The sequence below is a fragment of the Wohlfahrtiimonas chitiniclastica DSM 18708 genome, assembly GCF_000375345.1.
Classification (GTDB): Bacteria; Pseudomonadota; Gammaproteobacteria; order Cardiobacteriales; family Wohlfahrtiimonadaceae; genus Wohlfahrtiimonas; species Wohlfahrtiimonas chitiniclastica.
The window spans coordinates 70,886-92,214 of sequence record NZ_AQXD01000005.1; the positions used below are offsets into that span (position 1 = coordinate 70,886).

Here is a 21,329-nt window from a genome sequence, read left to right on the forward strand (position 1 = left end):
TTAGCGACGCATAATGGGGACAACAATGCGCTCATCAAAATCAAAGAGCGCGTCTTTTTCATATTTTACCATCACTTCTTCGGCAAGCTCAGAGAAGGTGTCTGAATCAACATTCAGGGCTTGATCATAAGTGGCTTGATCCCAAATTTCAATTAAAGCGCCATTGCCAGATAAAACAATGTCACTGTCAATATTGGCATAACTCATTAATCGGCTTGGGAGTACAAAGCGACCTTGTGCATCTAGCGTCACTTCTGTGGCGCCGCCTCTGACAAAGCGGATGAAATCCCGCTCTTTTTTCACAAAGGGGTTGAGTTTAGTTAATTCATGATCGACCTCTTCCCATACATCAAAAGGATAGAAGTTTAGACACGCATCAAAGGCGCGATTGATGACAAAGCGATCCGTATCCACAAGCTGCTTTTTTAAGGGCATAGGCAACATCAGACGCTTTTTAGCATCGAGTTTGACCTCAAATTCCCCCAAAAAATGTTTCATGTTTGATCGATCGTTGAAGATGGTTCAGTGATTGTACAGCAACAATTTGCCCGCGCAAAGAAAAACCCCGACGGTTCGGGGTTCTTTGAGATGAGCTTAAACAGAAGATTTTTTGAGGAAAAGACCCCAGTAAATCTCAAACACGCCAAACGCAATGATCGACGCACTGAAAATGCCCACAATGATGCCGCCTGCAATCACAGGGGACAACAAGAATATGAAACCTAATACAATGCCAATGATGGGTAAGGCAATGATGCTTTTCCATTGGTCTGATTTAGGATTATCGGTGCTGTTTTTAAGGCTCAACACTAAACCTAAACCTAGCATGGATCTAAATAAAATCCAGAAACCAAAGAGGAACGTTGTGACCAACATCACTTCACCTGGCGGCATGGTGAGGAAAAGAATACCAATGATGAAGTCAAGTACGCCTGATAACAGTGACCAACCCCAATTAGGGTTTTGGCTGGAGACGGAGAAAATTTCCGCAACCCCAGTGAATAAAAACATAAAGCCAATGAAGTAGGCGATGGTTAAGAATGTGGCCACCGGCGTCATTAAGCTCCAAATGCCAAGCACAATGAACAACACACCGATAATGACAGAGAGCCACCATTTATTTTGACTGATTGTTGAATTTGTCATGTTTGTCTCCTTGTAGTTATTAATTGAAGAACCTTGTTCATTATAGCACTGAATGGTCTAAAAACATGAAAAGGTGAATGGGCGTCAGGTTTATAAAAAATTACGCGCGGCATCGGTTAAATGTTCTAATAAAAAGTGATCGGCATCGATGTATTTAAAGGCGCCATAACGAGCTTTATCATAATGAGGTGCAAGCCCTTCTTGAAAGTAAAATCGTGTGGGGCGAAGTTGATCTTGAATGTTAAATAAGCGCTGATTGTCCTGTAAAGTTCCGCCAATGTAAGGCTCAGCGTGTGTGACAACATTGTGTTCATCTAATGTGACGATAAATGTCATCATCGGCTGATAATCTTCATTCAATAAGGGGTGGGCATAACGCAGCGCCATGTAATCGCCAAGCATAAAGGCACGGGGATCAACGGGCGCAAGTTCAAAGTAGATGGTTTCGCCTTCAGTTTTAATGCGCTCTTTTTGCAAAATTTGGACATTCATGAAGATCAAAAGTGCACCGAGTAAAATAAAAGCGATGAGGGTTCGAGTGCGTGTCATTTTGCTCTCCAAAGGGTGTGTTGTAAAAGTGTGCGCAGCAATAAAATCAGAAGGCCACTGATGCATAATAACCAACCTTTTTGATCAAGAGAGAGATTCAATTGATAGTAATAGAGCACCAATGCAACAGTGAACAGCAGTAAACCTAAAACATGTAGGGCGCGCTCACCTTTGAGAATGCCAATGAGGACTAAAACTGCGCCCATGACCACATTCAGCGGCAAAAACCATAAGGCAATCAATAGAGCCGCGGCGCTTATGATGCGTAATGAGCGATCGGCGGGACTGCGCAGCAACCAAGGCAATGCCCCCATTATGGGCAATAATGATAAAAGGTGTGGCGGTTGTATGATGTGAAAACCAAAATCTTTGAGCCAGAGTTCAAATAACGTCATGCCTAAGACACAGAGTGTAAGGGCAATCATCCATTCAAGATTCAGGGTGGATTTTGACCATGCAGCGAAGAGTAACACAAGCGTGAACGCAAGCAGCCCATAATAAGGCCAAGCCACATCTGTCTGTGCATACAGGCCAATCATGCCCATCAAGCACAACACAAGGATCGCGAGAATTCTGATGTAACCATTATTGAGGGCGAATAAGAGCACCAGCGAATAAATGGCATTGACGAAAGCAAAACTTTTAATCAATTGATCCCAATCGTTGTTGGCCATTAATAGCGCCGCGCCATTGGTAAACAGTGCAGATAAGGTTAGGGAAGCGAGGACTAAAAATTGATGGCTGAAACGTTCTGTACGACATCGGCGACAAATGTAAACAGCAATGGCAATGAATGCAATGCATAAGCCATAAAGCAGCATTGTATTGTCTTCGAACTGTGCCACGCAATAGGCAGGAAAACTCATCAAAATTAACGTGAGTACGCACATTAATCCTGCATGGAGGAAATGTTTGAGGTTAAGGGTTTGCATGATGATCTCCAAAACGAGCGGCATTAAAGAGTGCTTCTGCGCCACGATAAGCAGGATAAATCATCATCAATCCCACAACGCTGAGGCTAAAGAAGCCAAGCGCGCTGCTAAAGAGCTCTAGCAACAATAGAAATAATGTGATCATGCCCGCTAAATAGCTCAAAATGGCTTGGGCTTTTTCACGCAGATAATAGTAAAGCGCCAAAGTGAAGAGTGTGCCAATGACAGCGACAATCCGTGAGACAACCCATTGATCCCGAACCGATAAATCAAACAGCAATACCATAAAACTGCCCCACATCAACACAAAATAGAGAGCACTCATGCCATGGACAAAGCTCAAGCTCGATCGAGTGCTGAAATAAATGAACACAAGATTGAATAAAAGAGAGAGCAGCACCATACTGACAAGGACAATCGTGATATTGTGACAATAGGTTTGTAAATAATTGATGATGAAAAGATAAGCGAGTAAGGAAGTGAAGGCAGTTAAAAAACGATCATTCAACAGCAGAGCAAAGGGCAGTAAAGATAAGCACCAAATCATGGGTAAATGATACAAATGGCTATTGATTTGATAGGTTTGCCCAAAGAGCGTCCAAAAGCAGCCCACCAATAAAGCAAATAAGCCAAGGGCAAGGGTGCGGCGTGCCGGTGATCGTGTACACATTGCATAAATAAATACAATGATTATGGCACTTTCAGACAATGAAAATTTTACAAAAGTGGTCAGTGACAGCCAGTTAAAAGCCGTCAAACAGATGATGCCAGCGGTCACAAGCATCACGCCAAGCAGATCAAGATGCAGGGATAAAATGCTGATAGGATTGCGTGTGTGCATAAAACTCCTGGGTGAAAAAATGGGGTAGACAATCAATCGATCAATGTTTAATACCATCATAACCGGTTCTGAAAAGGGTGGGGAATTCATAAATAAAATTAATTATCTCTTTTCGATAAAGAGGCATATCATTCGCCAACTCTTTCAATCAAGAGCCAACCCCCAATCGCCGATCAGTTTCTGATTACTTTTTTTCCACCTTTTCATTTTGGAAATTTGTACATATGGAAATTATTCCCCCTGTAGGCGAAGAGGGTCGCCTACCTTCATTATTTGAATCTTTAATTCCTGTGGTCTTTATGATGATCGCGCTCGTGACGGGCATTTTCATCTTTGGGACAAGTCCACACATTCCATTATTGGTCAGTGTTTGTGTTGCCGCAATGGTTGCGATGCGCTTAGGTTTCTCTTGGCGCAGAGTAGAGCGCGGCATGTTAGATGCGGTGCGTTTAGCGATGCAAGCGGTGGTGATTTTGATGGTGATTGGCACCATCATTGCCTCATGGATTGCAGGCGGCATTGTGCCAACGCTCATTTATTACGGTTTAAACATTTTAGAACCCCAATACTTTTTAGTGGCGGTATGCGCCATTTGTTGCATCATTTCCATTGCAGCAGGGAACGCATGGACAGCTGCAGGTACCATTGGCATTGCCATTATGGGCATCGGTTATGGATTAGGCATGCAGCCAGAAATGGTGGCAGGTGCTGTGATCTCTGGCGTTTACTTTGGGGATAAAATTTCGCCCTTGTCAGAATCTACAAACTTAGCGCCGGGCATTGTGGGTGTGGATCTTTTTGAGCACATTCAATACATGCTCTACACCACGATTCCGGCTTTGGTGATTTCACTCATTTTGTTCACCATTTTGGGATTTTCTCAAGCAAGCACCATGACGGACACCTCTGCAGTCACCGCAGCTTTACAAGCAGATTTAAAGGAGATTTTCATCATTTCTCCTTGGTTGCTCCTTGTGCCTGCCTTCATCATTGTGATGATGATCTTTAAGATTCCTGCATTCCCGGGGCTGATGATCGGTTCAACCTTAGGTGTATTGTGCGCAATTTTTGTACAAGGGGCGGATGCATCGATGGTGTTAAATTCGCTTTATGATGGCTATCACATTGAAACCGATAATAAAACCCTCAGTGATCTATTAAACAATGGCGGCATCACGGCGGTATTATCCACCGTTTCTTTGGTGATCATTGCGATGTGTTTTGGTGGCATTTTAGAATTCACTAAAATTTTTGAGGTGATCGTTGGGCACATTGCACGAATTGCACAAAAAACCAAAAGCCTCATCATTTCTACGGTGTTTACCTGCATTACTGGCAACATTGTGGGGTGTGATCAATACATGTCCATCATCATTCCGGGTAGAATGTACGCTGATGAATACAGAAAACGCGGCATTAAAGCGAAAGTGCTCTCGCGTACACTAGAAGATGCCGGCACGATGACATCGCCACTCATTCCATGGAATACATGCGGTGCCTTTATGACCACAACATTGGGCGTGGCGTCATTCAGTTATTTGCCGTACACATTCTTATGTCTATTGAGTCCACTCATTGCCATTTTCTATGCGTGCACCGGCTGGACGATTGAAACCTATGAAGATGGCGAAAAGCCGAAAAAAGTGAAGCGTTTTCGCATGAGTAAGCGTTTAGATTGATGATGGTTGCCCATGAATGATGGGGCATTCATGGGTACAGACGCACCATTGATTGCTTATACAGCACTTTGTGGCTATATTAGATTTTTGTTTGTCTTATCTAACAAGGCTTGTGTGCGCTATGAAAGTGATTAATAAATCAGATAAATTGAATTATGTTCGCTATGAGATCCGCGGTCCCGTCCTCGATCGAGCGAATCAAATGGAAGAAGATGGTCTTAAAATCATCAAATTAAATATTGGTAACCTTGCCCCATTTGGCTTTGAACCGCCGGATGAAATGGTGCAAGACATGATCATGAACTTGCCAGATGCCTCGGGCTATACGGACTCAAAAGGGATTTTCGCCGCACGCAAAGCCATCGTCCATTACGCCCAGCAAAAGAACATTAAAAATGTGGATGTCAATGATGTTTACATCGGCAATGGTGCTTCTGAACTCATCACCATGAGTTTAAATGCGCTGTTAAACAGTGGTGATGAAGTGTTGATTCCAACGCCAGATTATCCATTGTGGACCGCTGCCACTGCCTTAGCGGGTGGGCGACCGGTGCATTATATGTGCGATGAAGCGAACGAATGGCAGCCTGATATTGAGGACATTCGCTCTAAAATCACGCCGCGCACCAAAGGGATTGTGATCATCAACCCCAATAACCCAACGGGCGCGCTGTACAGTGATGAAATCTTATTGGACATTCTGCAAATTGCCCGTGAACATGGTTTGGTGGTCTTTTCAGATGAAATCTATGACAAAATCGTCTTTGATGGACAGGTGCATACATCGACAGCATCGTTGGCGGATGATGTTTTGTGTTTAACCTTCAACGGCTTGTCAAAAGCGTATCGCGCATGTGGTTATCGTGCCGGTTGGATGATTGTTTCAGGGCCTAAAAAGCATGCTAAAGATTACATCAGTGGTTTAAATGTCCTGTCATCCATGCGTTTGTGTTCAAATGCGCCGGGGCAATTGGCGATTCAAACGGCGCTTGGCGGTTATCAAAGCATCAATGAATTGATCGCGCCAGAAGGGCGTTTGACTCGTCAGCGTGATGCAGCACACCGTTTATTGACGAGCATTCCAGGCGTGAGTTGTATGAAGCCAAAAGGTGCGTTGTACATGTTCCCAAAAATGGATCCTGAAGCTTATCGCATTGTGTCTGATGAGGAGTTTGCGCTCGATCTTTTGGAATCTAAACGCGTGTTGATCGTGCAAGGATCAGGCTTTAACTACCCAACGCCAGATCACTTTCGCATCACGTTTTTGCCTTATACAGATACATTGACCGATGCCGTGCATCGCATTGGCAGCTATCTTGAAAGCATTCGTGAACCTTCTTAGGATTAAAAATTTTAATTGCCCCTATTGACGGATGGTTTTTATTGAGCTAGATTAAAAACCATCAATTTTAAGGAATTCATTCATGACGCAGCACGCACAAGTACAACGTAACTTATGGTGGCAAATCTCTCACAAGGCGGGAGATTTCGTGGCGTCATGGCAAAAATAATGTCATAAGCATCCATAAAACCCGCACCAACATGCGGGTTTTTTATTGCCCGCGATCTAACAGAATTCAAACAATATTTTAGATGAGGCAATCATGACAACAGCACAAGCAACACTCTTAAAAGTTTATAACGGTGAATATTTATCCCAAACGGAAAGTTTTGATGTTTTTAGCGACATTATTGCCGGCAATGTGCCGCCGTTGCATGTGGCATCTTTATTGACAAGTTTGAAAGTGCGTGGTGAATCTGTGGACGAAGTGACGGGCGCAGCTTTGGCCTCTTTAAAAAATGCTGAAGCATTTCCAACGCCAGATTATGCCTTTGCAGACATTGTGGGCACCGGTGGCGATGGGGCAAACAGCATCAACATTTCCACCGCAAGCACTTTTGTGGCGGCTGCCTGTGGTTACCCGATCGCTAAGCATGGCAATCGCAGTGTTTCAAGTTTAAGTGGCTCCTCTGATGTATTGACAGAACTTGGCGTGAACATTCATGCCACCGCCGCCGATTCCCGAAAAATGCTCGATGATTTAGGTGTCTGTTTCTTATTTGCACAGCAATATCATAAAGGCTTTAAGAATGTGGCACCGGTGCGTGCTGAACTGAAAACGCGCACCATTTTTAATGTGCTTGGCCCTTTGATCAATCCTGCGCGCCCTCGCATTGCCATTGTGGGCGTGTATCATCATTCATTGATTGTGCCGATGGCGAACATTTTAAAAAATCTGGGTTATACAAATGCTGCGGTGATTCATACAGCGGGGTTAGATGAAGTCTCTTTGCATGCAGATACCCATGTGGCAGAGCTCAATCATGGCGAGATTGAAGAATATTATTTAACGGCAGAGGATTTTGGTTTGCCTGTGATGACGATCGATGACATTCGCGGCGGCACACCTGCACAAAATAAAGTTTTTTTAGAGCGTATTTTGCAAGGTAAAGGCGCCATTGCCCATGAAAATGTGGTGGCAGCAAATGTGGCATTATTGATGCGCTTATTTGGCGAACGCGATTTAAAACAGAATGTGGCAAAAGTGCAAAGCGTGATGCGCACCGGTCGCCCATATCAACTCTTACAACAAATGGTGCAAAGGGGTTAAAGATGGCAACGATTTTAGAGCAAATTGTGGCGGATAAATATGTAGAAGTGAGCTTGATGAAGCAAGCAAAGCCACTGAATAATTTTAAGCAAGATGTCTTAGCAAGTCCCCGCGACTTTTATGCGGCGCTTTGTGCGGCAAAACCTGCCTTTATTTTGGAGTGTAAGCCAAAATCCCCGTCAAAAGGTGTCATCAACCCTGATTTTAATCTATCGAAAATCTTAAAAGCGTATCAGCCGTTTGCCACATGCATTTCTGTCTTGACGGATCATCAATATTTTGGCGGCAGTTATGAGAACTTAACCCTCGCTGAACAAATGGTGGATCAACCGTTATTGTGCAAAGATTTCATCATCGATGCGTATCAAATCTATTATGCCCGCCTTAAAGGGGCACATGCTGTGTTGTTGATGCTCTCTGTGTTATCCGATGCACAATATCTTGCCCTTCGTGAAGTGGCGCACAGTTTAAAGATGGGCGTTTTGACAGAAACGAGCAACGAAGCGGAGGTTAAACGTGCGATTGCATTAGATGCACGCGTCATTGGCATTAACAATCGCGATCTACATACATTAACGGTGGATTTAAACACAACGCGCCGTTTAGCAGCGCTCATTCCTGAGGATCGCATTGTGATCAGTGAATCTGGCATTGCATCCCATCAAGATGTGGTGGATTTATCAAGTGTGGCCGATGGCTTTTTAGTGGGCAGCCATTTGATGGGTGCGGCCAATTTAGAATCTGCGGTGCGTGCATTGATTGTGGGCACACATAAAGTGTGTGGTTTAACAACGTTAGCGGCAGCACAAGCGGCCTTTGATGCAGGTGCTTACTATGGCGGATTGATCTTTGTGGAAACATCCCCGCGTTTCATTACGCCCGCAAAAGCTAAAGCGTTGCAAACGGTGCCTTTACAGTATGTGGGTGTATTTCAAAATGAAGCGCTAGAACGCGTGGTGACCATCAGCAATGCATTGAATTTAAAGGCAGTTCAGCTCCATGGTGATGAGTCTTTAGATTACATTGATGCCTTGCGTGAAAAGCTGCCAAAAACCACAGAGATTTTTAAGGCGCTAGATGCCACGAATATGGCAAAATATCAAAGTTATTTAACCCATCGAGCGATTGACTGTATTGTCCTTGATTATCAATCAGGCGGTACGGGCAAAAGTTTTGATTGGTCCATCCTTGATGATCTACCTGCGCACCGTTATTTATTAGCGGGCGGCGTTGGGGCGCATAATGTGAGAGATGCTCTGACGCATCCAATCATGGGGGTGGATATGAACTCAGCGCTTGAGATGAATAAGGGCGAAAAAAGCCCAGAGAAGATTCATACAGTATTTCATATGATTCGTACATCGATTAAGAATTAAGGAGAACATCGTGGCAATTTTAGATGCATTTTTTGGTGAGTTTGGCGGGCAATATGTGCCGGAGCTCTTGATGCCAGCATTGAATCAATTAGAAGAGGCGTTTGTTGAGGCGCAAAATGATCCTGAGTTTCAGGCAGAATTCATGGATTTACTCAAAAACTTTGCCGGTCGCCCCACAGCGTTGACATTGTGCCGCAATTTAACCAAAGGCACAAAATCTAAACTCTATTTAAAGCGTGAAGATTTGCTTCATGGCGGCGCGCATAAAACGAACCAAGTGCTAGGGCAAGCTTTATTGGCCAAACGCATGGGTAAAACTGAGATCATCGCTGAAACAGGCGCAGGGCAACATGGCGTTGCGACGGCGATTGCTTGTGCGCTCCTTGGGTTAAATTGCCGCATTTATATGGGGGCAAAAGATGTGGCGCGCCAAGAGCCAAATGTATTTCGCATGAAAATGATGGGCGCGACTGTGATTCCTGTGTATTCCGGCACCGCAACATTGAAATCTGCCTGCACGGAAGCACTGCGCGATTGGGCTGAAAATTATAAAACCACCCATTATTTATTGGGCACGGCAGCAGGTCCGCATCCATTCCCAACGATTGTGCGCGAATTTCAAAAAATGATCGGTGAAGAGGCCAAAGCACAAATTGTGGCACGTGAAGGTCGTTTACCAGATGCTGTGTTAGCCTGTGTGGGCGGTGGTTCAAATGCCATTGGTACGTTCACAGATTTTATTCCTGAAGAGAATGTGGCGTTGATTGGCGTGGAACCGGGTGGTCACGGCATTGAATCCGGTAAACATGGTGCGCCGCTTGGGCATGGTTCAACCGGCATTTTCTTTGGCATGAAAGCCCCAATGATGCAAAATGAAGAGGGGCAAATTCAAGAATCCCATTCAGTATCCGCAGGTTTAGACTTTCCATCGGTTGGGCCGCAACATGCCCATTTAAAATCCATTGGCCGCGCCCAATATGTTTCCATTACTGATGATGAAGCTTTGGCAGCGTTTAAAGATCTCTGTTGTCATGAAGGGATTTTGCCGGCACTTGAGTCTTCTCACGCGTTAGCGCATGCCCTTAAAATGATCCGCAACAATCCTGATCAAGAGCAGCTCATTTTGGTGAATTTATCAGGTCGTGGGGATAAGGACATTTTTACAGTGGCAAAAATTTTTGAAGAGAAGGGGGAATAATCATGGGTCGTTATGGTGTTAAATTCAGTGAATTGAAGGCAAAAGGGGAAGGTGCATTCATTCCATTTGTGATGATTGGCGATCCAAATCCTGAGGACTCTTTAAAAATCATCCAAACATTGGTGGACAATGGTGCCGATGCCATTGAGCTTGGCGTGCCGTTTTCTGACCCAATGGCCGATGGCCCAATCATTCAAAATGCAGGTTTACGTGCGATGGAATCTGGCACAACCGTGGCCAAATCCTTTGAAGTGATTGCTCAAGTGCGTGCCCAATATCCAGATTTACCGATCGGGTTATTGATGTATGCCAACCTTGTGTTTAAACCAGGTCTTGAGCAGTTTTATGCAAAGGCGAAAGCCACGGGAGTCGATTCTGTATTGGTGGTGGATGTACCACTCAATGAGTTTGCCCCGTTTCAACAAGCAGCGCGTAAACATGACATTGAATCCATTTTCATTGTGCCGCCAAATGCCAATGAAGCGACGATTCGTGCAGTGGCAGCCCATGCAGAAGGTTACATTTATCTCATGAGTCGCAATGGCACAACAGGCTTGGGCAAAGAGATGGATCAAGGTTTGCCGCAATTGGTTGCCCTCATTCGCTCTGTGACGGATGTGCCCATTGTGCAGGGCTTTGGCATCAGTACGCCGGAACAAGTCTCTGAAGCCATTAAAATGGGCGCTGATGGTGCGATTTCCGGCTCCTTTTTAGTCTCCATCATTGAGCGTTATCATGACAATGTTGATGAGTTACTTTCTGTACTGGCTTCAGCCGCACGCGGCTTAAAAGCCGGGACGAAATAAGTCACACAATAAAGCCCACATTGTGGGCTTTTTGATCATATGAGGGCCGCTTTTTTCTTCGGCATCAAGGTTAGAGCCATGCCGCCAAAGATCAATACAATGCCGATCCATTGCTCCATCGATGGAATGAAACCCGTAATGAAAAGATCCATCAAGATTGCCACAAGCGGATCTAAGAAGACTAAAATGGCAATCATTTGTGTGGAGAGATGACGAATGGCATCAAAAAACAGATAAAACACAATGCCTGTGTGCACAAAGCCTGTGATGGCAATATAAAACCAATTGAGCTCAGTCAAACCATTAAAGGCTGAGAAATCTACAAATGGCACCAATAACAATGCGCCAAATGCCACTTGAATGGTGGTGATTGCGTATGAACTCGCGTATTTAAAGCCTTTGCCGGTGAGGGTCAATAATGCATAAAAGAGGGCGGATAATAGCCCGAAGATTAAACCGGGGGAGAAAAACTCTGCCACAGATGCGGTGCGGTTGATCTCCGCGATCGCTAAAGTGCCCACAAAACAGATCACAATGGCGAGCACAGGAATGAGGGTTAAACGCTCTTTATAAATGAAGGCGCCAAGGATCATCACAATGACGGGCGCTAAATGATAAATGGAAATGGCAACAGTCACGCCAGACACTTCAATTGCTTTAAAAAAGTAGACCCAGTTGAGGATTAAAAAGACGCTACAGAGCAAAATGCGCAGCACTTCAGGTAAATGCCACTTTTCATGGCGCAATTTACCGGAGAAAATCCAAAACAGCCCCAAAAAGAGCATCGCGCAAATGCAACGGATGAAGACAAGCTCTAAAGCGGGCACGCCGCTGCGTTCGGAGAAAAAGCCAACAGATCCAAAGAGGATCATGGCGATGGACATTTTAATGACGGCGCTTTTTGCGTTCAGTGGTGGGGCAAAGGTGATGGGCATGGATCAATCAAAAAATTAAATGGATTCATGATAGTAAAATGGCTTGCATGCAAGGTCAAACGATTTGTGCGTCACGATGTGCCCATTTTTGTAGTGGTATCGTAGTTAAAAGTCTATGCGAATGCAGAGCTTATTTTGTTTAACTCATTGTTTATTTTTTAATGGTCATGAATGCATAAAAAATATTGGCCAAAGCACTTGAATTGTTGAGCCCTTATGTAATACCTTATCGAATCACATTTTTGTGGATAACCCACTTAAATTTAGTATGAATGTAGTTGAAATGTGCTTGTCGGTGCAGTATTAAGCCAAGAGTTGCTCAAAAAATGAGACCATCAAGACAATTACATGACGTTATAATAAAAAATTAAATGTACTGGAGGATTTATGTCAAAGCGTGAGAGTTGGAGTAACCAACTGCTGTATATCTCAACAGTGGCGGGCGCGACGATCGGATTTGGTGCCACGTGGCGCTTCCCTTATCAAGTGGGGCAAAATGGCGGCGGCGCTTATTTATTGGTCTTCATTTTAGCGATGATTGTGCTTGGCGTGCCGATGCTCATGGCAGAACACATCATTGGCCGTCGTTTACACACCAACACCATTGACGCCTTCGGTCGTGGCAATTTGCCCAACCCCATTTCTAAATGGTGGAAGGGCATTGGCATTTTTGCCATCTTGGGTGCCTTTGGAATTTTGGCCTATTACATGGTGCTTGGCGGCTGGGTATTTGGTTACATTGCAGACATTGCGATGGGTTCAATCGACTTATCCCAAAAGATTGATAACCGTGAAATTGCCACCTTCTTTAAAGACTCCATCTCCGACTCTTGGAAGATCAGCCTTTACACCTTATTGTTTGTGGGCATCAATTACTACATTTTGACCAAAGGCATCATTCAAGGGATTGAAAAATTAATCTCGCGCATCATGCCCATCTTCTTAATCTTATTGGTTGTGATGGTGATCTATTCATTACAATTACCGGGTGCATCCGCGGGGATTAAATTCTACCTTGTGCCAGATTTTAGCAAAATCAGCCCGAACATTTTCCTTCAAGCATTAGGACAAGTGTTCTTTGCCTTAAGCTTAGGTTTTGGTGTGATGATTACGTTATCCTCTTATTTAAATAAGAAAGAGAACATGGCACGCATCAGCATCATTACAGGTGTGATCAACACCATGATTCCATTGATGCTCGGTTTTGTGATTTTCCCAGCCTTGTTCTCAGGTGGTCTTGAGCCAAGCGCGGGCCCAACGTTGGTATTCCAAGCATTGCCAGTTGTCTTCTCTAGCATGCCATTTGGTACAGTGGTGGGTTTAGCCTTCTTCACATTGTTATTGTTAGCGGCATTGACCACATCTTTAACCATTTATGAAGTGATCATCACCACATTGGTGGAAAAAACGCCCGTGAGCCGCCGTTTTGCAACGTTCATTACTTTAGCGGTGATCTTCTTACTCGGTAACTTACCCAGCATTTTATCCGATGGTCCTTGGCACGATGTTAGAATCTTTGACATGACGATTTTTGATGCCTTTGACAGCATCAGTGCGAACGTATTTTTCGTATTGACGAGCTTCTTATCCTGTATCTTCATTGGCTTTGTGTTAAAGCGTGCTGCAATGATCGAAGAGATCACCAATGATGGCACTGTGAACAATAAATTGGCCGTTCCATTGTTCTATTACATCAAATATTGCATTCCATTGTTGATCGCTGTGATCGCCATTATGAACTTTGTGTAAATCGAGCATGAAAAAAAAGGTCCTTAATGGACCTTTTTTTATGTGTGAATGTTTTTGTATCACTTATTTAGCATAACGGGAGATGTCTAAACCTTCTGTGCTGATTTCAGGTTGATTGCCTGCGATGATGTCTGACAAATAGGAGGCAGAACCGCAAGATTGTGTCCAACCCAATGTGCCGTGACCTGCGTTGATGTAGAAGTTTTCAAACTCTGTGCCGCCAATGATTGGTGTACTGTCTGGCGTTTTCGGGCGCAAACCTGACCAGAAGATGGCCGTTTTTAAGTTACCTGCACCTGGGAAGAGATCTTCTGTGACAAATTCTAAGGTTGCGCGGCGCTTTGGATCTAATTTGATCTGATAGCCAGAAATTTCCGCCATACCACCAATGCGGATGCGTTTATCAAAGCGCGTGATGGCGATTTTATACGTTTCATCCAAAATGGTTGAGGTTGGGGATGCATTCTCATCGATGATGTCCGCAGTTAAAGAGTAGCCTTTTAATGGATAAATGGGGGCTTTAATGCCGATTTTTTTCAATAAGAATGGCGTGTATGTGCCAAGGCAATCCACCACGATGTCTGCATCATATTCTTCACCATTGGCACGAATGCCTTTGACTTTTTTATTTTCGATGATGATGTCTTCCACCGTTTGGTTGAATTTAAATTCAACGCCGAGTGTTTTTGCAATGTCTGCTAAGCGATTGGTGAATAAGAAACAGTCGCCCGTTTCATCATTTGGTAAACGTAAACCACCTTCTAATTTATTCACAGAGTGCTTTAAGCCGGGCTCTACATTTAAAATGCCTTGCGCATCTAACACTTCAAAAGGCACATTGAATTTTTCAAGCACTTCTAAGTCTGCTTTGATGTCTTCCATCTGCTTTTTCGTGCGCAATAATTGAGTGGTGCCCAATGAACGGTTTTCGTAGTAAATGCCTGTATCTGCACGCAATTTAATCAAGCAGTCACGGCTGTATTCGGATAAGCGAACCAAGCGTGATTTGTTGATGGCATATTTTTCTTTATTACAGTTTAGGAACATGTCCCACATAAACTTGTATTGGTTCAAGTCAGCCGTTGGGCGAATGGCTAAAGGCGCATGCTTTTCGAGCATCCATTTGATGGCTTTAAATGGAATGCCAGGCGCTGCCCACGGTGTGGCATAGCCTGGTGAAATTTGACCTGCATTGGCGTGACTTGTGTCGAGTGCCGGACCTTCGTGGCGCTCAAATACTGTCACTTTGTACCCTTTTTTGGCAAGGTAGTAAGCTTGAGTGACACCAATAACACCAGCACCTAAAATGATGATGTTCATGAAACCTCCTATATTGATGATATACAACAAAGCAGGCGCTTTGTAAGCGCAGGCTTTGACCATGATCTGTCTAGAACCGGCGTATCACTATAGCGGCATTTTGAGAGAAAATGTAGTACTTTTGAAGTTTCTCAAGAATTAATGCGTAAGATTAGATCATTATCAAATGGCCGAATGTATGATAATTGTTTGATTGATCTTATAAAGCAGGCATTTGACAAATCACTATTCGTTTTTGACCATTTTAGCGTATGCTATTTGATGATATTTTATTTGGGGTTTTAGAGTAAGGTTAGACTATGAAGAATAAGGTTTTAGGCAGTACGCTCATCATTGCGGGCACCGCGGTGGGGGCAGGGATGTTGGCAATGCCCTTAACATCCGCACAGATGGGCTTTGGGTTAACATTCACCCTCTTGACGCTCTTATGGATTTTACTGACATTTACAGCGGTTCTCTATGCAGAGGTGCATCAATACAACAGTAAAGATGCTGGCATTGCCACCTTAGCAGAACAATATTTTGGCTCAGCAGGGCGCTTATTTGTGAACTTTGTTTTGTTGTTCTTTATGTATGCCGTTTTAACGGCCTATGTGACGGGCAGCGGCGATTTATTGATGGGCATTTTGCCTGAATCAATGGTGAGCAATCCGCACATTGTGCAAAAGATTGCCTCTTTAATCTTCGCGATCGGTTTAGGTGCCATTGTCACGGTGGGCATTTCCTTAGCAGACGTTGCCAATCGCATCTCCTTTAGCTTAAAAATCATCATCTTTGTGGTGATTTTAGCGGTGTTACTGAATAAAGTTTCTTTTGAAAATCTGCAAGCCGCCCCCACGAATAACTTACTCTTTTTCTCTGCAATGCCTGTATTTTTCATGACGTTTGGCTTCCACATCTGTACGCCAACCATCAATGAATATTTAGGCGGTGATCATAAAAAAGTGAAGATCGCATGTATCCTTGGGGCAACCGCCATTTTCATCATTTATGTGGTGTGGCAGTTCTCCACTCATGGCGTTTTAAAGCAATCAGTATTGATCGAAGTGCTGAATAAAAATCCAAGTTTAAATGGCTTGATTGAGGCGTTTCGCGTCACGACAGGCAGTTTAGTCATTGCAGAAATGGTGCGCATTTTCTCACTGTTAGCATTGATCACCTCATACATTGGCGTTGCGCTTGGTTTATCAAATGCGGTGAAAGATTTATTGATGCATTTTAAATTGCGTCATGACCGCATCACCATTGGTTTGATCACCTTTGTGCCACCGATCATTGTGGGCTTCACTTATCCGCAAATCTTCTTGAGTGCTTTTGCCTTTGCAGGGATCATCTTTGCCTTCATTGGCGTGATTTTGCCAGTGATGATGGCGCATAAATCTCGTCAATTGCACCCGGAAGGTGATCACACACGCGGTGGCACGATTTCATTGGTGCTTGCCATTGCCTTTGCCGTGATCATTATGGCGGCATATTTACTCTCAATCTTTACGGATGTTCTGCCAAAAGTGGTGGGATAATTGTTGAAAATGCCTCAGGCTGAATCCTCAGCCTGAGGTTTTTTTTATGCGTGTAAACGCGCAAAGCCTGCGGCTAAATCGGCTTTTAGATCTTCAATATCCTCAAGCCCAATTTGTAAGCGCAGGGCAAGGGCATCAGTTTGCCATTGTGTCGCCGTGCGATAGGTGCTGCAATCAAATGGAATGATCAAACTTTCAAATCCGCCCCATGAATAACCCATGGAAAAAATCTTCATATGATCAAGCATGTGCGCGAGGTTTTGCTGCGTAAAGCCAGGCATTAATATAATGGAAAAAAGCCCTGTGCTGCCGGTAAAATCGCGCTGCCAAATCTCATGACCGGGGCAATCAGGCAAAGCAGGATGCAGGACTTTGGCCACTTCAGGTAAAGTTTTGAGCCAGTTCGCCATCGCTAACGCGCGTTTTTCAGCCTCTTTGACACGAATGCTAAGGGTTCTTAATCCTCTTAAAGCTAAAAAGCAATCTTCAGCGCCCGGCAGCATCGCAAAAAGATCATAGGTTTTTCGGAGTTTCGGGAACCATGCATCATTTGCTGAAATGAGCCCAAGCAATAGATCCGAGTGACCGCCTAAATATTTGGTACCAGCCTCAATGGAGAGATCACAACCATGACGATGGGCATCAAAAAAGAGCGGCGTTGCCCATGTATTGTCAATGATGGTGGTGATGTTGTGTTGATGGGCAAGGGCAGTCAGGCGCGGCACATCTTGCACTTCAAAGGTTTGAGAACCGGGGGATTCTAAAAATAGGACAGTGGTCTTCTCTTCAAAGAGTTCTGTGATCTCATCTTTAATCAATGGATCATAATAAGTGGTGCGCACATTCATTTTTTGTAAAAAATCATCACAAAATGCACGGCTCGGTGAATAGACAGAATCTGGCATTAAAAGATGATCACCACTTTTTAAGGTGGTCAAAAGTGCTAGGGCAATCGCACCTAAGCCAGAGGGCGATAATACAGTGCCCGCGCCACCTGTGAGCGCTGTCCATGCATTTTCAAGATCACGAATGGTGGGTGTGCCGGCTGTACCATACGTGAATTCTGCACGGCGATTAACGAGATCATCCATCGTGGGATAAACAACGGTGGAGCCTCTATAAATCGGGCCATTGACAAAGCCGGTTTGCTTTGCAGGATCGCGCCCTAATTGTGTGAGTTGCGTTTCTATCTTCATTGCACATCCTCGAAATGAATGGTGATCCTTCACTATAGCAAGGAGCGATTGATATTTAATCAATTTTTTTGCAGTTTTTTATAATATTAATCGCAAGAGTGGCCAATAAATCCGCTATAATAATCCTTTTGCAGAGAGATTAAATAAGGAAGCGCGATGGAAAATATAGTCGTTTTGGATTTCGGTAGCCAATATAATCAGTTGATTGCTCGTCGTATTCGTGAGATTGGTGTGTTTTCCGAGCTCATTGCGCACACAACAACTGCAGAAGATATCAAAAAAATGGCACCAAGTGGCATCATTTTATCGGGTGGCCCAAACAGCGTGTATGCAGAAGATGCCTTTAAAATTGACATGGAAATCTTCAATTTAGGCGTGCCTGTACTTGGCATTTGCTATGGCATGCAGCTCATGAGCGATTCATTAGGCGGCACAGTCTCTAAAGCGGATCACAGTGAATATGGTAAAGCGCTGTTAAAACATACGCAAAAAGATGCGTTGTTATTGAATGGCTTACCTGAAGAACACGTGGTATGGATGAGCCATGGTGACTTGGTGACAAAAATCCCTGAAGGCTTTGAAGTTGTCGCCACAAGTGACGATTGCCCCATTGCTGCAATTGAAAATAAAGATAAAAAATGGTTTGGCGTACAGTTCCATCCAGAAGTGAAACATTCTGAAAAAGGCTTTGATTTATTGAAAAACTTTGCCTTGAATGTGTGCGGCTGCCATGGCGATTGGAAAATGGAAAACTTCATTGACCAACAAATCAAAACCATCCGCGAAACAGTGGGCGATAAAAAAGTCTTATTGGCATTGTCAGGCGGCGTGGATTCAAGCGTTGTGGGCGTCTTATTGCATAGAGCGATTGGCGAACAATTGACGTGTATCTTTGTGGATCACGGCATGCTTCGTAAAGGTGAAGCTGAAGAAGTGATGAATAACTTAAGTGGTAAATTTGGCTTAAACATCATCAAAGTGGATGCTAAAGAACGCTTCTTAGGTAAATTGGCGGGTGTGTCTGATCCTGAAACGAAACGTAAAATCATCGGTAATGAGTTCATTTATCTTTTTGATGAAGAGTCCCAAAAATTACAAGACATTGATTTCTTAGCGCAAGGCACCTTGTACACAGACATCATTGAAAGTGGTACAGCGACGGCGCAAACCATTAAATCGCACCATAATGTGGGCGGTTTACCTGAAGATATGAAGTTCAAATTGATTGAACCGCTCAATACTTTATTTAAAGATGAAGTGCGTTTACTCGGTGAAGAGCTTGGCATGCCTGCCCATTTAGTGTGGCGCCAACCATTCCCAGGTCCTGGTTTAGCGATTCGTATTTTAGGCGACATCACGGAAGATAAATTAGAAATCGTGCGTGACAGTGACTTCATCTTGCGCGAAGAGATCGCCAAAGCGGGCTTAGATCGTGACATTTGGCAATACTTCACTGTATTGACTGGTCTGAAAAGCGTGGGCGTGATGGGCGATGGCCGTACATATGATTATACGATTGCCATTCGTGCGATCACATCGATTGATGGTATGACGGCAGACTTTGCCCGCATTCCATGGGACATTTTACAAAAAATTTCTGTGCGTATCGTCAATGAAGTTAAACACGTGAACCGCATTGTGTATGACATCACAAGTAAGCCACCTGCAACGGTGGAGTGGGAATAATTTAGTTTCCACGCATTGACATGAACATAAAAAATGGCCTAAATAAATATTAGGCCATTTTTTTAATGATTTTTAGGAGAGTTGAATGAAAAAATTATGGATGATTACAACCATTATGGCAGTTTTAACAGGTTGTGCTTCTGTTGAGCAAGATACCGTGGTGCATGATTTTACTGCATATGGCAAGCTCAATGAGCCATGGCGCATTGTGGTCAAACATGATGATCAGTTAGAGATTGAAGGGGTAATGGTTCGCGAGGGCACATTGAAAGTGACGCGATCGGCATATGCAAAAGGTGTTGAATTCTCAGGGGATTATGATGGGCAGCCATTGACATTAAACATCCGCTCATTGAAGTGCAAGGACAGTAATGGCGATGAAACAGACTTCACTGCCACGTTCTACTATGGCAAACGCACTTATAAAGGTTGTGCGGTTGCAGGCGCGATTGAGCATGCGGATACTTAAGACCTTTATGGACTAATCTTTAAAAATTTGGATAAATATCAGTGAATTACATGTTATTGGGAAAAGATTGGTTTTATGGTCAAATATCAACAAAACCATAATGATTCCAATGGCATTGTGATAGTTTTTACTGTTCACTGCCGCATAGGCAGCTTAGAAAGTCTGCACGTTCGGGTGTGGCGGTCACACCAAGTTCACTGCCGCATAGGCAGCTTAGAAAAAGTGTTGTTTCAGTACGCTCGATAAGTGTTGGTTCACTGCCGCATAGGCAGCTTAGAAAGATAGCGATAAACATAAAAAAACGGGTCTAGTGTTCACTGCCGCATAGGCAGCTTAGAAAAAAGGATTATGGTTCACGCGCTCAGTGATTCCGTTCACTGCCGCATAGGCAGCTTAGAAAAGATGGACAAAATGATCATTTTGATCGAATCCGTTCACTGCCGCATAGGCAGCTTAGAAATACTTTTACCGATGTAATAAGTCCTGCCGTTAGTTCACTGCCGCATAGGCAGCTTAGAAAATGCCCGCAAAGATAGTCTTTTCAAACTTATCGTTCACTGCCGCACAGGCAGCTTAGAAAGGCAATGGCACAAACAACTGACGCGATTATCAGTTCACTGCCGCACAGGCAGCTTAGAAATAACGTACATGACCGCATGGTCATAGCTTTTTGTTCACTGCCGCACAGGCAGCTTAGAAACGCATTATCTTTTATCACAACATCCTTAGCCAGTTCACTGCCGCACAGGCAGCTTAGAAATAGAATATTCGCGTAGACCGTCATTGTGTTCTGTTCACTGCCGCACAGGCAGCTTAGAAACTGTGGCTTTCCAACATTCCCCACTCTAACCAGTTCACTGCCGCACAGGCAGCTTAGAAATGACTCCAATTTGATCTCCGCGATCTTTATCAGTTCACTGCCGCACAGGCAGCTTAGAAAAAAAACATAAAAAAAAAGGCGCTTACAAATCGTTCACTGCCGCACAGGCAGCTTAGAAAAAAAACATAAAAAAAAAGGCGCTTACAAATCGTTCACTGCCGCACAGGCAGCTTAGAAAAAACAAAGAAGCCATTGATCAAACTTATGTTTGTTCACTGCCGCACAGGCAGCTTAGAAAAAACAAAGAAGCCATTGATCAAACTTATGTTTGTTCACTGCCGCACAGGCAGCTTAGAAAGTGACGAACGGACGCTGAAGAGTAGCTGAATAGTTCACTGCCGCATAGGCAGCTTAGAATTTCATAAGACTCATCTAGTGCTTGAATATTGATTGTGTTACGATTTTAAGGATCACAAAAAAGAATCAAATAACAAT

General features: G+C 43.9%; 18 protein-coding genes and 1 CRISPR repeat array. Of the genes, 10 read left to right on the forward strand and 8 right to left on the reverse strand.

Going from position 1 to position 21,329, the window contains the following annotated elements; all coding sequences use genetic code 11:
- From mraZ to B143_RS0109210, 5 genes are all read right to left on the reverse strand, one after another.
- Complete coding sequence (mraZ, locus tag B143_RS0109190; RefSeq protein ID WP_018123043.1) at positions 1 to 498, reverse strand: division/cell wall cluster transcriptional repressor MraZ; 498 nt, start codon at positions 496 to 498, stop codon at positions 1 to 3.
- A gap of 96 nt (positions 499 to 594) precedes the next feature.
- Positions 595 to 1,146 carry an HdeD family acid-resistance protein gene (locus tag B143_RS0109195; protein WP_018123044.1) on the reverse strand — a complete coding sequence of 184 codons (552 nt, stop codon included), beginning with the start codon at positions 1,144 to 1,146 and terminating at the stop codon, positions 595 to 597.
- Positions 1,147 to 1,236: 90 nt separating this feature from the next.
- Positions 1,237 to 1,695, reverse strand: coding sequence for a GDYXXLXY domain-containing protein (locus B143_RS0109200; RefSeq protein ID WP_018123045.1), 459 nt, complete (start codon positions 1,693 to 1,695; stop codon positions 1,237 to 1,239).
- Complete coding sequence (locus B143_RS0109205; protein ID WP_018123046.1) at positions 1,692 to 2,627, reverse strand: DUF4401 domain-containing protein; 936 nt, start codon at positions 2,625 to 2,627, stop codon at positions 1,692 to 1,694. Before B143_RS0109205 ends, B143_RS0109200 begins: the two co-directional genes overlap by 4 nt.
- Positions 2,614 to 3,468, reverse strand: coding sequence for a DUF2157 domain-containing protein (locus B143_RS0109210; RefSeq protein WP_018123047.1), 855 nt, complete (start codon positions 3,466 to 3,468; stop codon positions 2,614 to 2,616). The genes B143_RS0109205 and B143_RS0109210 overlap by 14 nt, the downstream gene beginning before the upstream one ends.
- A 224-nt stretch (positions 3,469 to 3,692) precedes the next feature.
- Between B143_RS0109210 and nhaC the strand changes: the two genes are divergently transcribed.
- From nhaC to trpA, 6 genes are all read left to right on the forward strand, one after another.
- Positions 3,693 to 5,147: a Na+/H+ antiporter NhaC gene (gene nhaC, locus B143_RS0109215; protein WP_018123048.1), complete on the forward strand. Its 1,455-nt coding sequence runs from the start codon at positions 3,693 to 3,695 to the stop codon at positions 5,145 to 5,147.
- A 121-nt stretch (positions 5,148 to 5,268) separates the two neighbouring features.
- Positions 5,269 to 6,489, forward strand: a complete 1,221-nt coding sequence (locus B143_RS0109225) for a pyridoxal phosphate-dependent aminotransferase (protein ID WP_018123050.1) — start codon at positions 5,269 to 5,271, stop codon at positions 6,487 to 6,489.
- Between the two features lie 262 nt (positions 6,490 to 6,751).
- Positions 6,752 to 7,759, forward strand: a complete 1,008-nt coding sequence (gene trpD / locus B143_RS0109230) for an anthranilate phosphoribosyltransferase (RefSeq protein ID WP_018123051.1) — start codon at positions 6,752 to 6,754, stop codon at positions 7,757 to 7,759.
- Between the two features lie 2 nt (positions 7,760 to 7,761).
- Entirely contained in the window at positions 7,762 to 9,135 is a 1,374-nt protein-coding gene (gene trpCF, locus B143_RS0109235; protein WP_018123052.1) for a bifunctional indole-3-glycerol-phosphate synthase TrpC/phosphoribosylanthranilate isomerase TrpF, read from the forward strand.
- A gap of 7 nt (positions 9,136 to 9,142) precedes the next feature.
- Positions 9,143 to 10,333: a tryptophan synthase subunit beta gene (trpB, locus tag B143_RS0109240; protein WP_155964884.1), complete on the forward strand. Its 1,191-nt coding sequence runs from the start codon at positions 9,143 to 9,145 to the stop codon at positions 10,331 to 10,333.
- 2 nt (positions 10,334 to 10,335) lie between these two features.
- Complete coding sequence (gene trpA / locus B143_RS0109245; protein ID WP_018123054.1) at positions 10,336 to 11,139, forward strand: tryptophan synthase subunit alpha; 804 nt, start codon at positions 10,336 to 10,338, stop codon at positions 11,137 to 11,139.
- Positions 11,140 to 11,174: 35 nt separating this feature from the next.
- On the opposite strand, the gene B143_RS0109250 is transcribed toward trpA, so the two are convergent.
- Positions 11,175 to 12,074, reverse strand: coding sequence for a DMT family transporter (locus B143_RS0109250; RefSeq protein WP_018123055.1), 900 nt, complete (start codon positions 12,072 to 12,074; stop codon positions 11,175 to 11,177).
- A gap of 387 nt (positions 12,075 to 12,461) precedes the next feature.
- Here B143_RS0109250 and B143_RS0109255 point away from each other — a divergent pair, with 387 nt between their 5' ends.
- Complete coding sequence (locus B143_RS0109255; protein ID WP_018123056.1) at positions 12,462 to 13,823, forward strand: sodium-dependent transporter; 1,362 nt, start codon at positions 12,462 to 12,464, stop codon at positions 13,821 to 13,823.
- Positions 13,824 to 13,886: 63 nt separating this feature from the next.
- On the opposite strand, the gene B143_RS0109260 is transcribed toward B143_RS0109255, so the two are convergent.
- Complete coding sequence (locus tag B143_RS0109260) at positions 13,887 to 15,143, reverse strand: D-amino acid dehydrogenase (protein WP_018123057.1); 1,257 nt, start codon at positions 15,141 to 15,143, stop codon at positions 13,887 to 13,889.
- Between the two features lie 299 nt (positions 15,144 to 15,442).
- On the opposite strand from B143_RS0109260, the gene B143_RS0109265 reads away from it, so the two are divergent.
- A complete protein-coding gene (locus B143_RS0109265) occupies positions 15,443 to 16,663 on the forward strand; it encodes an amino acid permease (protein ID WP_018123058.1) in 1,221 nt (406 codons plus the stop codon).
- A gap of 44 nt (positions 16,664 to 16,707) precedes the next feature.
- Here B143_RS0109265 and metC read toward each other — a convergent pair whose 3' ends face one another.
- The gene (gene metC / locus B143_RS0109270; protein ID WP_018123059.1) at positions 16,708 to 17,859 is read right to left on the reverse strand and encodes a cystathionine beta-lyase; all 1,152 of its coding nucleotides are present in this window, start codon (positions 17,857 to 17,859) and stop codon (positions 16,708 to 16,710) included.
- A 156-nt stretch (positions 17,860 to 18,015) separates the two neighbouring features.
- On the opposite strand from metC, the gene guaA reads away from it, so the two are divergent.
- Together guaA and B143_RS0109280 are read left to right on the forward strand one after the other, a co-directional pair.
- On the forward strand, positions 18,016 to 19,545 hold the full coding sequence (guaA, locus tag B143_RS0109275; protein ID WP_018123060.1) for a glutamine-hydrolyzing GMP synthase: 1,530 nt from the start codon (positions 18,016 to 18,018) through the stop codon (positions 19,543 to 19,545).
- 85 nt (positions 19,546 to 19,630) lie between these two features.
- Complete coding sequence (locus B143_RS0109280; RefSeq protein ID WP_008314168.1) at positions 19,631 to 20,014, forward strand: hypothetical protein; 384 nt, start codon at positions 19,631 to 19,633, stop codon at positions 20,012 to 20,014.
- Between the two features lie 132 nt (positions 20,015 to 20,146).
- Positions 20,147 to 21,252: a CRISPR direct-repeat array (repeat unit 28 nt; unit sequence GTTCACTGCCGCACAGGCAGCTTAGAAA).
- The last annotated feature ends 77 nt before the right edge of the window (positions 21,253 to 21,329 follow it).

What these genes read in the sequence shown, in the direction of transcription:
- guaA (WP_018123060.1), top strand. Translation starts at nt 18,016, where the DNA reads ATGGAAAATATAGTCGTTTTGGATTTCGGTAGCCAATATAATCAGTTG.
- B143_RS0109195 (WP_018123044.1), bottom strand. Translation starts at nt 1,146, where the DNA reads ATGACAAATTCAACAATCAGTCAAAATAAATGGTGGCTCTCTGTCATT.
- B143_RS0109225 (WP_018123050.1), top strand. Translation starts at nt 5,269, where the DNA reads ATGAAAGTGATTAATAAATCAGATAAATTGAATTATGTTCGCTATGAG.
- B143_RS0109265 (WP_018123058.1), top strand. Translation starts at nt 15,443, where the DNA reads ATGAAGAATAAGGTTTTAGGCAGTACGCTCATCATTGCGGGCACCGCG.
- metC (WP_018123059.1), bottom strand. Translation starts at nt 17,859, where the DNA reads ATGAAGATAGAAACGCAACTCACACAATTAGGGCGCGATCCTGCAAAG.
- B143_RS0109260 (WP_018123057.1), bottom strand. Translation starts at nt 15,143, where the DNA reads ATGAACATCATCATTTTAGGTGCTGGTGTTATTGGTGTCACTCAAGCT.
- B143_RS0109210 (WP_018123047.1), bottom strand. Translation starts at nt 3,468, where the DNA reads ATGCACACACGCAATCCTATCAGCATTTTATCCCTGCATCTTGATCTG.
- B143_RS0109255 (WP_018123056.1), top strand. Translation starts at nt 12,462, where the DNA reads ATGTCAAAGCGTGAGAGTTGGAGTAACCAACTGCTGTATATCTCAACA.
- B143_RS0109200 (WP_018123045.1), bottom strand. Translation starts at nt 1,695, where the DNA reads ATGACACGCACTCGAACCCTCATCGCTTTTATTTTACTCGGTGCACTT.
- B143_RS0109280 (WP_008314168.1), top strand. Translation starts at nt 19,631, where the DNA reads ATGAAAAAATTATGGATGATTACAACCATTATGGCAGTTTTAACAGGT.
- B143_RS0109205 (WP_018123046.1), bottom strand. Translation starts at nt 2,627, where the DNA reads ATGCAAACCCTTAACCTCAAACATTTCCTCCATGCAGGATTAATGTGC.
- mraZ (WP_018123043.1), bottom strand. Translation starts at nt 498, where the DNA reads ATGAAACATTTTTTGGGGGAATTTGAGGTCAAACTCGATGCTAAAAAG.
- trpD (WP_018123051.1), top strand. Translation starts at nt 6,752, where the DNA reads ATGACAACAGCACAAGCAACACTCTTAAAAGTTTATAACGGTGAATAT.
- nhaC (WP_018123048.1), top strand. Translation starts at nt 3,693, where the DNA reads ATGGAAATTATTCCCCCTGTAGGCGAAGAGGGTCGCCTACCTTCATTA.
- trpA (WP_018123054.1), top strand. Translation starts at nt 10,336, where the DNA reads ATGGGTCGTTATGGTGTTAAATTCAGTGAATTGAAGGCAAAAGGGGAA.
- trpCF (WP_018123052.1), top strand. Translation starts at nt 7,762, where the DNA reads ATGGCAACGATTTTAGAGCAAATTGTGGCGGATAAATATGTAGAAGTG.
- B143_RS0109250 (WP_018123055.1), bottom strand. Translation starts at nt 12,074, where the DNA reads ATGCCCATCACCTTTGCCCCACCACTGAACGCAAAAAGCGCCGTCATT.